Raw genomic sequence first — 12638 nt, 5'->3', positions numbered from 1 at the left:
TTCCGAACGAACACCATTAAGGACCACGCAGTTATGAGCGCCCATCAGGACGTCAAGAAAGTCGTTCTCGCCTATTCCGGCGGGCTGGACACTTCGGTCATCCTTCGATGGCTCCAGAAGACCTATAACTGCGAGGTCGTGACCTTTACGGCTGACCTTGGTCAGGGCGAAGAGCTGGAGCCGGCCCGCAAGAAGGCCGAGATGTTCGGCGTGAAGGAAATCTTCGTCGAGGATCTGCGCGAGACCTTCGTGAAGGATTACGTCTTCCCGATGTTCCGTGCGAACACGGTTTATGAAGGCCAGTACCTCCTCGGTACGTCCATCGCCCGTCCGCTGATCGCCAAGCGCCAGATCGAAATCGCCGAAGCTGTTGGTGCAGATGCCGTTGCCCACGGTGCAACCGGCAAGGGCAACGATCAGGTCCGTTTCGAACTTGGCTACTATGCCCTGAAGCCGGACGTGAAAGTCATTTCCCCATGGCGCGAATGGGAACTAACATCCCGGACGAAGCTGCTTGAGTTTGCAGAAGAAAACCAGATCCCTGTCACGAAGGACAAGCGTGGCGAAGCCCCGTTCTCCGTTGACGCCAACCTTCTGCACTCCTCGTCCGAAGGCAAGCTGCTCGAAGATCCGGCTGTCGCGCCTGACGAAATCGTCTTCCAGCGCACGATTTCCCCGGAAGCCGCGCCAGACAAGGCTACGGAAATCAGCATCGACTTCGTGAATGGTGACCCGGTTGCCATCAACGGCGTTGCGATGACCCCGGCAACACTGCTGACACGCCTGAACGAACTAGGCCGCGACAACGGCATCGGCCGTCTGGACATCGTGGAGAACCGCTTTGTGGGCATGAAGTCCCGCGGCATCTACGAAACGCCAGGTGGCACGATCCTGCTGGCCGCTCATCGTTCCATCGAGAGCATCACGCTGGATCGTGAAGCTGCCCACCTCAAGGACAGCATCATGCCGCGCTATGCGGAGCTGATCTATAACGGTTTCTGGTTCTCCCCCGAGCGCCGGATGCTTCAGGCTCTGATTGATGCCAGCCAGCATTCCGTCAACGGCCGTGTTCGCATGAAACTCTATAAGGGCAATGTCGTTTGCGTCGGACGCGAAAGCCCGAACAGCCTGTATGATACCCGCGTCGTGACATTTGAAGATGACGAGGGCGCGTATAACCAGCAGGACGCACAGGGCTTTATCAAGCTCAACGCCCTGCGCCTGCGTCTGGGTGGTCAGATTGGCCGCCGCGGCGGCGCACTCTAAGTACAAACCAGTAGCGGGGGACCATGACCAGCCTGTTTCGCCTTACATCAGCCTTGACCCTTTGCGGCGCACTCCTTGCAGGATGCGCCGGACACAAGGAAGACGCGCCAGAACTGACGCCCGAACAGTTCATGGCGAAGGTCCAGGCGGAGCCGGGTGTCAAAACCCTCCCGGATGGCCTGAGCTACAAGGTTTTGAAGTCAGGCCCCAAAGATGGTGAAAGCCCACATCGTGGCTCCACCATCATGGTGATCTATGAAGGACGCCTGCCAGACGGCGGAATTTTTGACAGCTCTGACCAGCATGGCAGCGGTGCCTACATGGAAATGCCGCTGGATGGCTTGGTTGATGGCTGGCTCGAAGCTCTGCCGATGATGCATGTTGGCGATGAATGGATGCTCTATCTTCCAGCCAAGCTAGGCTACGGGAAGCGCTCCATGGGCATCATTCCGCCCAACAGCCCACTCATCTTCAAGCTCCAGCTTCTGGGCGTCAATAACGGACAGCAGTAAGTCCTGCTGCTTCACTTCAGCTCTGCCAGAGAGGCCTCAAGGCACCTCTGGCAGGCACCAGTGCTCATCGCACCGGGCCTCATAAAGCTCCTGATCTCCCGTTTCGAGAAGATGCCCAGTCTCATGTGTCTTGGCAGTCCACTGGGCTGGCTGATTGCAGATATGGCACCGAGCTTCCAGATGAATGATTTCATCGGCGAACTGCATGAGTCTCGATACAATTTCAAACGGCTCCTGGCGGTAATCACTATCCAGGCCGCCAACAGTGACCGTTGCTCCGCGCAATCGGGCAGACTGTAACTCTGCAACGATATCTCCCTCGTAATGAGGTGAGACCATGAACTGCACTTCATCCAGAACAATGTGTGAATAGTCTTCGGAATGAGGCGGCCAGCGCCGCACGGAGCGCGCTGCAAAATGTGAGCCATCCCGACTGACCAGCTCGGCACCGTCACGCGTATCGAATCCCGGCTTCAGTGCCAGAACGCGTTCATGCGCAGACGCAGCCTTGATCAGATGCGAGGATTTTCCCGCAAACATTGGCCCCACATACAGTACCAGACGTCCCTTGCCGCTCATGCTTTCTTCTTCTGATGCGCCCATGAGCCCTATCGGGACGGTTTTGCCAAGAGCCACCCTTGCTGAACGCACCATGAAAATGCGACAAACCTTCTGTGATCAGATTAGACCCAGCAATCCGGCTTCCCCTGTTTATTGCCATTTTCATGGCAATTGTCTTTGTGGTTGGCCATGCGTGGGAAAATCGTGAACAGGCCCCTCGAGAATATTCGAACGAGTGCAGTATCTGCCATCATGGTGGCCATGGGCAGGTGCGAGCCGTTGCTCCAATCTTCGGGCGGGTTGGGCATATTGCCCTGACTCCGGAAGGCCATCGCTACATTATCCACGTGCTGCTGAATGGTCTTGACGGACCAATTACAGCGGGTGGCGCTCCTTACAACAGTTCCATGCCATCATTCCATCGCCTTTCAGATGATGAAATTGCACGGATCCTGACATTTGTTGGAGGAAAAGAAATGGCCACAGGGGGCCCAACATTCACGGCTGCTGAGATCGCTGAAGAGCGCAAACATCCGCTGTCACCTCAGGAAGTTCTGCTTGAACGCCAGAAACTGGAACAGCAGTCCCCTCTTCCATGAAACGGATCGCTTTTCTTGGATGTCTCGCGCTTGCCTGCTGCGGGAAGAAGCCGGCTGGTCAAGCCGTCTATGGGCCCAACTGCGGTATTTGCCACCATGGCGGAAGTGGAATGCCCGGGGAAACACCACCCCTCGTTGGCCGAGTAGATTTCATCGCCCAAACACCTGAGGGTCGCCACTATCTCGCGAATGTTCTTCTGAATGGCCTCCGTGGTAGTTTCACCACTCAGGGCTATCGCTATAACTATTCCATGCCCGCATATCGTGATCGCCTCACTGACCAGCAGATTGCTGATACTCTGAACTGGCTGATTGCACGCGGCAATATCAAGCCTTCCCCCACCATCACGCCAGCCGAGGTCGCCAGTGCACGTGCACAGCAGGGTGACCCCGCAGCGAGTTACCAAGAACGACAGCTCCTGGAGCAGAAGCAGCCGCTTCCCTGAGAGCATGACCTTTCCCCAAAGCTGAAGACAGATCCATCATGCAGCGTGTATTTTCCGGCATTCAGCCAACTGGCATTCCTCATCTGGGTAACTACCTGGGTGCACTCCGCAACTGGGCGGCCATGCAGGCAGACCATGATTGTGTCTTCTGCCTCGTGGACATGCACTCGATCACGATGCCCTGGAATCCGGAAGACCTGCGTCGTCAGACGCTGGGCTCAGCAGCCTGCCTTCTGGCAACCGGTATCGAACCGACACGCCTCTACAACCAGTCTGCCGTCAGCGCCCATGCGCGACTGGGATGGATTTTCAATTGTGTTTCCCGCCTCGGCTGGTTGAACCGGATGACACAGTTCAAAGACAAGGCAGGCAAGAACCGCGAGAACCACTCAGCGGGCCTCTATGTCTATCCGAACCTCATGGCTGCAGACATCTTGGCATTTCACGCTACCCGCGTCCCCGTCGGTGACGATCAGAAGCAGCATATTGAGCTGGCCAATGACATCGCCCAGAAGTTCAACCATGATATGGGTACGGAGTTCTTTCCGCAGATCGAGGCCTTTATTCCTCCAGCGGCAGCCCGCGTGATGAGCCTGCGCGACGGCACGAAGAAAATGTCCAAGTCGGACCCCTCCGAGCAGAGCCGCATTGTCCTGACAGATACCCCGGACGAAATCGCTCTGAAGATTCGCCGCGCCAAGACAGATTCCGACGCGCTGCCAAGCGACGTTGAGGGGCTGGGAGACCGTGCGGAAGCCCGCAATCTGGTAGCTATTTACGCGGCCATGTCAGACGAAACGATGTCTGACGTTCTGGCGCGTTTCGGTGGACAGGGCTTTGGCCCGTTCAAAAACGCTCTGGCCGACCTGCTCGTGGAAAAACTTGGGCCAGTTGCCACCGAGACAGCCCGCCTGATGCAGAACGAAGACCACATCATCTCTGTCCTGCGCGCAGGCGCCGACCGAGCCCGAGAAATTTCCGAGCCGATCGTGCAGGAAGCAGAACGCTTGGTCGGCTTTATTCGCTGATTTTTTTCTTCTTGGACGAGCGGGACACCGGCTCGTCCAGAAGATCCATGATTTCCGCAGCAGCTGCATCCGCAGGCGTACCCACAGCGGGAGAGAGCTTTTCCAGCACCTCTTCAAATGCCATCTGCTGCTTCTTTGCCGCTGCCGGATCATCAAGCAGCTTTGAAACCATATCTGCCAGCTTTTCAGGCGTGCAGTTCTCCTGCAACATTTCAGGCACGACTTCACGTCCTGCCAGCAGATTGACCATGGCGACGTATGGCACCTTGATCATCCGACGCGCCATCATCGCCGTTAGCGGATTTACCCGATACGTCACCACCATCGGCACATTGCCCATGGCAAGCTCAAGCGTGGACGTCCCCGACTTTGTCAGAGCGCACTGAGCCGCTGCAAACGCGTCGTGCTTATCATGAATATCGGTCACGATATGCGGCTGCACGGGCCATTTGCGAATAAGGTTGCGCACGGTCGGCGCAATGACCGGAGCAACCGGTATCACCGGGCAGATGTCCGGATGCTTCTTGCGCAGAATGTCCAGCATCTTGCGAAAAACTGGCAACAGCTTCGGAACTTCAGAGCGCCGGCTTCCTGGCATCAAAATCAGGACGGGTGCCGTTTCAGGAATATTATGCCGCGTCCGAAAGCGTGCAGCGTTTCCCTGCCTCACACCCGACTGCAACACCGGATGCCCGACAAACCGCGCTTCCAGCCCTCTCTGCGCAAACCATTCCGGCTCAAACGGTAAAAGGCAGAGTAACCGATCCCAGAGCCCGGGGAATTCCTTGACGCGATTTTCGCGCCAGGCCCAGACCTGTGGTGCAACGTAATGGACCCGCTTGAAGCCGGAATTTTCAATTTTCTGAAGCAGTCGAAGTGCGAAACCTGGGCTGTCTATTGTGACAACCAGATCAGGCTTACGAAGCTCGATATCCTGAACAGCTTCCAGAAGCCGCTGCCGCAAATGCCTGACCCTCGGCAAGACTTCCACAAGCCCCATGACAGCCAGATCACTCATCGGGAACAGGCTATGAAGCCCGAGGGCTTCCATGCGCCCCCCCCCGACTCCGGCAAACACCAGCGTCGGGTCCTGCGCATGAAGCGCCAGCATGAGACGTGCACCAATCACGTCTCCGCTGGCTTCCCCTGCCAGAATCCAAATGACGCGCCCATGCTGGGGCGTGGGAGCCCCCGGCTGGAAGGCCCTATTGCCCGGCTGATGCGCCAGTTCGGATTCTGGAAGAGAGTTCATCGGCGCAACGTAGCTCCTGTTGCCTTGAGAACCGCAGCTTCCACCGATTTGGAAAGCGCTTCAAGGCCGACATCCGTCAGACTTTCGGTCTGCGGCTGCAGGACAACCTCAACACCGAGAGAACGATGCCCTTCCGGCAGGCTACCACCTTCAAAGACGTCGAAGAGGCGAACATCCTGAATCAGGTTCCGGTCGGCCATACGAACGGCCTTGAGAACAGCCTGTGCTTCAACATCCGGCCCAGCAAGGAACGCGAAGTCACGACGCACTGGCTGCAGCGCTGAGAGCGCAGGAGGCGTCTTCTTTTTAGCCTTAGGCTGCGGGATACGATCCAGATACAGCTCGAAAGCCACAACAGTCCCCGTCAGACCAAGCGCGCGTGCCGTGCGAGGATGCAGTTCACCAAAGCTACCCAGAACCAGCTTAGGACCCTGCCGTACCTGACCTGACCGACCCGGATGATAAAAGCCCGGAGCATCTGCCGTGACAGACAAAGAAGCTTCCGGAACACCAAGCGCCGTCAGCGCGGCCGTCAGATCCGCCTTGGCGTCCCAGAGCGTTGCTTCCTGCGCAGCCTGACCGGGTTCACGAGCCGTCAATCCGCCTCGCAAGCCGGCAACACGGAGATGCTGACCTTCGAAATCAAAACATGGACCGATTTCAAACAATGCGCCTTCACCAGAAAGCCCCAGACCACGCGCCAGATTACGGCCGAGTGCACGCGCCAGATTGACGAGCGGCGTCGGGCGCAACTGATCAAGATCCATAGCGATAGGGTTCAGCAGACGTTGCGTTTCAGGCACGTCGCCGAACAGAACCGCGTCTTCATGAGCGACGAAGGAGAAACCAACCGTTTCCATCATCCCACGTGCTGCACAGATACGACGCATCAGCGCTGCACGCGCCTGAAGAGGCGTGACTGCCGGAGCCTCGACCATGGCCAACTGAGGGAGTGGCACAGCCGGCACAGCATCCAGCCCATAAAGACGCAGCACTTCCTCTATGAGGTCACATTCCGCTTCCATGCGCGGAACATTCGCTGCTGCCTTTGCCGCGACGTCCTCATCAAGTGTCACGGCCTGAGCCAGAACCTGACCGGATGCAACGTCATTCCGCCAGGACGGAACTGCGAAGGTCGCGTGATCGTCTTTCCGCTCAACAACCTCGAAGCCCAGATGCTCCAGAGAACGCACAGCATCATCCGCAGGGATATTAATACCACCCAGCGTTTCCAGGCGCTCAAAACGCAGCGTAGCCGTGCGTTTCCAGTTGGGCAGGTCGCCAGCTTCCGTAATTTCGCTTGGCTCGCCACCGCAAAGGTCACGGATCATAATGGTGGCTGCTTCGAGCCCAGTTCGCACCAGTGCCGGATCAACACCACGCTCAAAACGCTGACGCGCATCTGTGTGGATCGCCAGACGGCGGCCCGTCAGCGCAATACGAACAGCATCGAACAACGCGGATTCAACAAACACGTCCGTCGTATTCTCATCCACACCGCTCTGCTGACCACCCATGATACCTGCAAGCGACTGCACACCGGCATCATCCACGATCACCATATCGTCCGTGCCAAGGACGTATTCGTTGCCATCCAGAGCCGTGAAGGTCTCCCGTGCGGCATGCGTGACGGTCAGCGTATTTCCAGAAAGTTTCGCAACATCAAAAACATGAAGCGGACGGCCCAGATCAAACGTGAAGTAGTTCGTGACGTCAACCAGTTTGGAGATCGGCTTAAGCCCCACAGCCTTCAGGCGGCGCTGTAGCCAGTCTGGGCTAGGACCATTCTTCACACCACGAATGACGCGGCCCACGGCATAGGAGCAATCCGGATGCGCGATCTTCCAGCTGACGGCGGGCTCGAAATCACCCTCAACAGCTTCCGTCAGCCATGGCTTGAGATGACCGATGCCAGCTGCCGCAAGATCACGCGCAATGCCTCGAATGCTCAGAGCATCGCCACGGTTCGGCGTAATCGCGATTTCAATGACCGGATCATCAAGCTCGGCATAAGTCGCATATGCCTCGCCGATCGGAGCCGTTTCCGGCAGTTCGGCAATACCGTTGCTCTCTTCACCAAGGCCCAGCTCACGCAGGGAACACAGCATACCGCCGCTTTCCTCGCCGCGGATTTTGCCCTTCTTGATGGTAATATCCAGCCCCGGAACATACGTCCCCGGAGGCGCAAAAATCACATGGAGGCCAGCACGTGCATTCGGTGCACCGCACACGACCTGCAAATCTTCATAACCCGCACCAGCAGCGACGCGGCAAAGCTGAAGACGATCTGCATCCGGATGGCGATGTGCTTCCAGAATTTTGGCCGTTCTAAAACCTGCCAGCTTCTCGGCGGGGTTTTCAACGCTCTCAACTTCAAGACCGATGCCGTTCAGACGGGCACAGATCTCTTCGCAAGATGCTGTAAAATCAAGATGTTCACGCAGCCAGGAGAGAGAGAACTTCATGTCACACGCCCTCCGTCAGCGTTGCGGGAGAAAAAGCAGAAAAGCCATAGTGGCGCAGCCAGCGTAGGTCGCTCTCATAGAAGGACCGAAGATCCGGAATACCATTCTTAAGCATGGCCAGACGCTCGACGCCCATACCGAACGCAAAGCCCTGCCACTCGGCCGGATCGAGGCCGCAATTTGCCAGAACGCGCGGATGCACCATGCCGGACCCGAGAACTTCCAGCCAGTCGGACCCACCGCCAATCTCGCCCGTGGCTTTTGACCAGCCGATATCCACTTCCATGGAGGGCTCGGTAAACGGGAAATACGATGCACGGAAACGCACAGGCAAATTAGGCTTGTCGAAATAGACGCGCAGGAACTCGATCAGGCAGCCTTTGAGGTGCCCAAGAGTAATATTGCGGTCAATGACCAGCCCTTCGCACTGATGGAACATCGGGGAATGGGTCGCGTCATGATCGGCACGATAGGTGCGGCCAGGAGCAATAATGCGGATGGGCGGCTTCTGCCCCAGCATCGTCCGGATCTGCACGCCAGACGTCTGGGTCCGAAGAACGCGCGGCTCGTTAGTGCCTGACTTGGGCGGCAGATAGAAAGTATCGTGCTCAGTCCGGGCCGGATGATGGTCCGGCGTATTGAGAGCCGAGAAATTGTGCCACTGGCTTTCAACATCAGGCCCTTCCGCGACGGAAAAACCCATGGCGCCAAAGATAGCTGTCATTTCTTCAATGGTACGGCTGATTGGATGAATGGCGCCTGTCACCACAGAAGGGGCAGGCATCGTGATATCTACCCGTTCGGCTTTCAGGCGTTCCTGCAGCGCTTCTTCTTCGATTTCCCGACCGCGATCTTCGATCACCTTGGTCAATTCATCCCGCAGGCGGTTCAAGGCCTGTCCGCGCAGTTTGCGCTCTTCGGGATCAAGTTTGCCAAGCTGCTTCAGGAGCCCGGTCAGGGCACCGGACTTCCCCAGTGTTCCAACGCGAACGGCATCCCATTGCGCGCGGTCCTGAGCAGCGCCCAGCGCAGCAAGAGTTTCATTCTTCAGCGTGTCGAGATCGTCAGCCATACCGCCCATCGCTTACAGTACAAATACAAAACGGGCCGCCCTGATAACAGGACGGCCCGCCAGTCACCAGCCCCCACGAGTGGGGATCAGGTCTGAATAGCTCAGGCTGCGAGAGCAGCCTGTGCCTTCTTGACGATTTCTGCGAAAGCAGCTGCGTCGTCGAAAGCAATGGCAGCAAGGACCTTACGGTCAATCTCGATGCCAGCCTTGTCCAGGCCATTGATGAACTTGCTGTACGTCAGACCGTGCTCACGGACAGCAGCGTTGATACGCTGGATCCACAGAGCGCGGAAATCACGCTTCTTGTTGCGACGGTCGCGATACGCATAGCGCAGCGCCTTCTCAACGCGCTCGAGAGCAATACGGTAGTTCGTAGACGAACGGCCGCGGTAACCCTTGGCGAGATCGAGAACTTTCTTGTGACGGGCGTGCGTCGTTACGCCCCGCTTAACACGTGCCATGTACCTTAATCTCCCTTAGAGCCCGTAGGGCGCCCACTGCTTGATGGTCTTTGCGTCCATATCCGTCATGGTCTGAGGACCACGGTTGGTGCGCTTCATCTTCTGCGGGCGGTTGATAAGGCCGTGGCGCTTGTTGCCTGGGCCGCACATTACCTTGCCGGTCGCGGTGATCTTGAACCGCTTCTTGACCGACGACTTCGTCTTCATCTTGGGCATTTCGGTCTCCCTCGCCGTAAACGATTGGTCCCACCGGAGCGGGACTCTGCACGGCCGGGCATGCCACTTATGGCCCGGACGCGTACACGGAGCGGCTGCCTTATCCCATCGGACTGATTCCGCCAAGAACTTTATTTTCTTTAACGCGCAAGCAAAAGACGCCCCTTTGTTCAAGTCACGTCACTGTGATCTCGCTCACAGTGACGTGAGCAACATGAACCATCTGACATCTTGATTCTTAACGCGCTTCTATGTGTTTGTCCGAAGGTCAAGTGCTGCACCAAATAACAGCTCTAGGAACATCATGAGCACATCATCCCGGCCAGGGCTCTGGGTCCTGATCACGGCCGCGGTCTTCGCGCTTTGCGGCGCGATCCTTACCGTGGGCGGCGTATGGGCCGTTTCCCTCGGCGGCCCCCTGTATTATCTCCTCCTCGGCATCGCACTTCTTGCGACTGCCTTCCTCGCATGGCGCCGTAACCCGGCCGCACTCTGGCTCTTTGCCGCTGTAGTGTTCGCGACGGTCGTATGGGAACTCTCCGTGGTCGGTCTCGACCTCTGGGCACTGGTTCCCCGCTCCGACATCGTGATCATTCTTGGCATCTGGCTGCTGATCCCGTTCGTGTCCCGCCAGATCGGCGGCACACGCGCATCTGTCCTTCCCTTGGCAGGCTCCGTCGGTCTCGCCGTACTGGTGCTTGCTGCCGGTCTTTTTACAGACCCGCACGACATCAGCGGCAATCTGCCAACAGAGCTGACCAACGCAGCACCGGTTGACGCAGATAACGTTCCAGACAGCGAGTGGCACGCCTATGGCCGCACGCAGGCTGGCGATCGCTGGTCTCCGCTGAAGCAGATCAACTCGTCCAACGTTCAGAACCTCAAGGTGGCATGGCACATCCACACCAAGGATCTGATGGGACCGAATGATCCGGGCGAAGCAACCAACGAAGTCACGCCGATTGAATTCGACAACACGCTGTATCTGTGCTCGCTGCACCAGAAGCTATGGGCTGTTGATGCCGCAACGGGGCACGTCAAATGGACGTTCGATCCGCACCTGCAGATCAACCCAGGCTTCCAGCATCTGACGTGCCGTGGCGTGAGCTTCCACCAGACACCGGCGGATGCCACGGACAGCGACGGCAATCCGGCTCCAACCGATTGCGCCAAGCGTATCGTGCTGCCCGTCAATGACGGTCGCCTTGTCGAAGTCGATGCTGAAACCGGGCAAAAGTGCTCTGGCTTCGGAAACGACGGTGAACTGGATCTGCGCCTGCCGAACCAGCCTTACACCACGCCGGGCATGTATGAACCGACGTCTCCGCCGGTCATCACCGACAAGCTGATCATTGCCAACAGCGCCATCACCGATAACGGCTCCATCAAGCAGGCATCGGGCGCAACCCAGGCATTTGACGTTTATACCGGCAAGCGCGTCTGGGTGTTTGACGCATCCAATCCTGACCCGAACCAGATGCCAGATCCGGATCATCCGGTCTTCCATCCGAACTCTCCAAACTCCTGGATCGTGTCGTCCTACGACAAGAACCTGAACCTCGTTTACATCCCAATGGGCGTAGGTACGCCGGATCAGTGGGGCGGTTACCGCACCAAGGAATCCGAGCGCTTTGCTCCGGGTATCGTCGCGCTGAACGCAGAGACGGGTAAGCTGGCCTGGTATTACCAGACCGTTCACCATGACCTGTGGGACATGGACGCACCGTCCCAGCCGAGCCTCGTAGACATCACGTCGAAAGACGGCACGATTGTTCCGTCCATCTACGTTCCGACGAAGACTGGCGACATTTTCGTTCTTGACCGTCGTACGGGCAAGGAAGTCGTCCCGGCTCCGGAAACACCGGTTCCTGGTGGCGCCGCACCGGGCGATCACACCAGCCCAACGCAGCCGATGTCTCAGCTGAGCCTGCGTCCGAAGGCAGCCCTCTCCGATTCCGATATCTGGGGTGGCACAATCTTCGACCAGATGTTCTGCAGCATCTACTTCCACTCGCTTCGCTATGAAGGCCCGTTCACGCCGCCGTCGCTTCAGGGATCTCTGATCTTCCCGGGTGACCTCGGTATGTTCGAATGGGGTGGTCTGGCTGTCGATCCGCAGCGTCAGGTGGCTTTTGCCAACCCGATCTCCCTGCCGTTCGTTTCCCGTCTGGTACCCCGTGGTCCGGGTAACCCGCTATGGCCGGAACCGAACGCAAAGGGCTCCGGTGGCGAAACCGGTCTGCAGCCGAACTACGGCATCCCATATGCTGTTGATCTGCATCCGTTCATGGACCCGGTCCTGCTGCCGCTTGGCATCAAGATGCCTTGCCGTACGCCGCCTTGGGGTTATGTGGCCGGTATCGATCTGCGCACCAACAAGGTGGTCTGGCAGCATCGTAACGGTACGCTCCGTGACTCCATGCACGGCAGTTCCCTGCCCATCCCGCTGCCTCCGATCAAGATCGGCGTCCCGAGCCTCGGCGGTCCGCTCTCTACGGCTGGCAATGTTGGCTTCCTGACAGGCACGATGGACTACTACATCCGCGCCTACGACCTGACGACAGGTAAGACCCTGTGGCAGGATCGCCTCCCAGCTGGCGCACAAGCCACGCCAATGACTTATGCGGTCAATGGAAAGCAGTTCGTTGTCACCTATGCTGGTGGCCACAACTCCTTCCCGACCGTCATGGGCGACGACCTTATTGCTTACAGCCTCGCTGATCAGAAGTGATCATTGAGTAAGCCATTGGTTATCGAGAA

Annotated in this window: 12 protein-coding genes; 6 read left to right on the top strand and 6 right to left on the bottom strand. The window is 57.8% G+C overall.

Going from position 1 to position 12638, the window contains the following annotated elements; translation table 11 throughout:
- Positions 1 to 33 precede the first annotated feature (33 nt).
- Entirely contained in the window at positions 34 to 1266 is a 1233-nt protein-coding gene (locus R5H23_RS12345; protein WP_046901287.1) for an argininosuccinate synthase, read from the top strand.
- A 23-nt stretch (positions 1267 to 1289) separates the two neighbouring features.
- Complete coding sequence (locus R5H23_RS12340) at positions 1290 to 1778, top strand: FKBP-type peptidyl-prolyl cis-trans isomerase (RefSeq protein ID WP_086633024.1); 489 nt, start codon at positions 1290 to 1292, stop codon at positions 1776 to 1778.
- Positions 1779 to 1814: 36 nt separating this feature from the next.
- On the opposite strand, the gene R5H23_RS12335 is transcribed toward R5H23_RS12340, so the two are convergent.
- The gene (locus tag R5H23_RS12335; protein WP_317215593.1) at positions 1815 to 2432 is read right to left on the bottom strand and encodes a thymidine kinase; all 618 of its coding nucleotides are present in this window, start codon (positions 2430 to 2432) and stop codon (positions 1815 to 1817) included.
- A 20-nt stretch (positions 2433 to 2452) separates the two neighbouring features.
- Here R5H23_RS12335 and R5H23_RS12330 point away from each other — a divergent pair, with 20 nt between their 5' ends.
- From R5H23_RS12330 to trpS, 3 genes are read left to right on the top strand one after another with little or no spacing between them, the layout of a single operon-like run.
- Complete coding sequence (locus R5H23_RS12330; RefSeq protein ID WP_317215592.1) at positions 2453 to 2938, top strand: cytochrome c; 486 nt, start codon at positions 2453 to 2455, stop codon at positions 2936 to 2938.
- Positions 2935 to 3384: a cytochrome c gene (locus tag R5H23_RS12325; protein ID WP_064274981.1), complete on the top strand. Its 450-nt coding sequence runs from the start codon at positions 2935 to 2937 to the stop codon at positions 3382 to 3384. The genes R5H23_RS12330 and R5H23_RS12325 overlap by 4 nt, the downstream gene beginning before the upstream one ends.
- A 38-nt stretch (positions 3385 to 3422) precedes the next feature.
- Positions 3423 to 4412, top strand: a complete 990-nt coding sequence (gene trpS / locus R5H23_RS12320) for a tryptophan--tRNA ligase (protein ID WP_317215591.1) — start codon at positions 3423 to 3425, stop codon at positions 4410 to 4412.
- On the opposite strand, the gene lpxB is transcribed toward trpS, so the two are convergent.
- The 5 genes from lpxB to rpmI all read right to left on the bottom strand — a co-directional run bounded on the left by lpxB (position 4402) and on the right by rpmI (position 9878).
- Positions 4402 to 5664, bottom strand: coding sequence for a lipid-A-disaccharide synthase (gene lpxB, locus R5H23_RS12315; protein ID WP_086633019.1), 1263 nt, complete (start codon positions 5662 to 5664; stop codon positions 4402 to 4404). The two genes, trpS and lpxB, sit on opposite strands and share 11 nt — an antisense overlap.
- Positions 5661 to 8129, bottom strand: coding sequence for a phenylalanine--tRNA ligase subunit beta (gene pheT, locus R5H23_RS12310; protein WP_317215589.1), 2469 nt, complete (start codon positions 8127 to 8129; stop codon positions 5661 to 5663). Before pheT ends, lpxB begins: the two co-directional genes overlap by 4 nt.
- A 1-nt stretch (position 8130) precedes the next feature.
- The gene (pheS, locus tag R5H23_RS12305; protein ID WP_099213279.1) at positions 8131 to 9201 is read right to left on the bottom strand and encodes a phenylalanine--tRNA ligase subunit alpha; all 1071 of its coding nucleotides are present in this window, start codon (positions 9199 to 9201) and stop codon (positions 8131 to 8133) included.
- A gap of 101 nt (positions 9202 to 9302) precedes the next feature.
- Entirely contained in the window at positions 9303 to 9662 is a 360-nt protein-coding gene (gene rplT, locus R5H23_RS12300) for a 50S ribosomal protein L20 (RefSeq protein ID WP_007282845.1), read from the bottom strand.
- Positions 9663 to 9677: 15 nt separating this feature from the next.
- Complete coding sequence (rpmI, locus tag R5H23_RS12295; RefSeq protein WP_046901279.1) at positions 9678 to 9878, bottom strand: 50S ribosomal protein L35; 201 nt, start codon at positions 9876 to 9878, stop codon at positions 9678 to 9680.
- A gap of 304 nt (positions 9879 to 10182) precedes the next feature.
- On the opposite strand from rpmI, the gene R5H23_RS12290 reads away from it, so the two are divergent.
- Positions 10183 to 12609 (top strand): glucose/quinate/shikimate family membrane-bound PQQ-dependent dehydrogenase, encoded by a 2427-nt coding sequence (locus tag R5H23_RS12290; protein WP_317215588.1) that lies wholly within the window; start codon positions 10183 to 10185, stop codon positions 12607 to 12609.
- Positions 12610 to 12638 lie beyond the last annotated feature (29 nt).

This window comes from Gluconobacter sp. GP1, assembly GCF_032913585.1.
Classification (GTDB): Bacteria; Pseudomonadota; Alphaproteobacteria; order Acetobacterales; family Acetobacteraceae; genus Gluconobacter; species Gluconobacter cerinus.
Note: the sequence above shows the minus strand (reverse complement) of the source record. Positions and strands in the feature narration are given on the sequence as shown.

Excerpts from the sequence above, each read along its gene's own strand:
- R5H23_RS12345 (WP_046901287.1), top strand. The coding sequence starts at position 34 with ATGAGCGCCCATCAGGACGTCAAGAAAGTCGTTCTCGCCTATTCCGGC.
- R5H23_RS12340 (WP_086633024.1), top strand. The coding sequence starts at position 1,290 with ATGACCAGCCTGTTTCGCCTTACATCAGCCTTGACCCTTTGCGGCGCA.
- R5H23_RS12335 (WP_317215593.1), bottom strand. The coding sequence starts at position 2,432 with ATGGTGCGTTCAGCAAGGGTGGCTCTTGGCAAAACCGTCCCGATAGGG.
- R5H23_RS12325 (WP_064274981.1), top strand. The coding sequence starts at position 2,935 with ATGAAACGGATCGCTTTTCTTGGATGTCTCGCGCTTGCCTGCTGCGGG.
- trpS (WP_317215591.1), top strand. The coding sequence starts at position 3,423 with ATGCAGCGTGTATTTTCCGGCATTCAGCCAACTGGCATTCCTCATCTG.
- lpxB (WP_086633019.1), bottom strand. The coding sequence starts at position 5,664 with ATGAACTCTCTTCCAGAATCCGAACTGGCGCATCAGCCGGGCAATAGG.
- pheT (WP_317215589.1), bottom strand. The coding sequence starts at position 8,129 with ATGAAGTTCTCTCTCTCCTGGCTGCGTGAACATCTTGATTTTACAGCA.
- pheS (WP_099213279.1), bottom strand. The coding sequence starts at position 9,201 with ATGGCTGACGATCTCGACACGCTGAAGAATGAAACTCTTGCTGCGCTG.
- rplT (WP_007282845.1), bottom strand. The coding sequence starts at position 9,662 with ATGGCACGTGTTAAGCGGGGCGTAACGACGCACGCCCGTCACAAGAAA.
- rpmI (WP_046901279.1), bottom strand. The coding sequence starts at position 9,878 with ATGCCCAAGATGAAGACGAAGTCGTCGGTCAAGAAGCGGTTCAAGATC.
- R5H23_RS12290 (WP_317215588.1), top strand. The coding sequence starts at position 10,183 with ATGAGCACATCATCCCGGCCAGGGCTCTGGGTCCTGATCACGGCCGCG.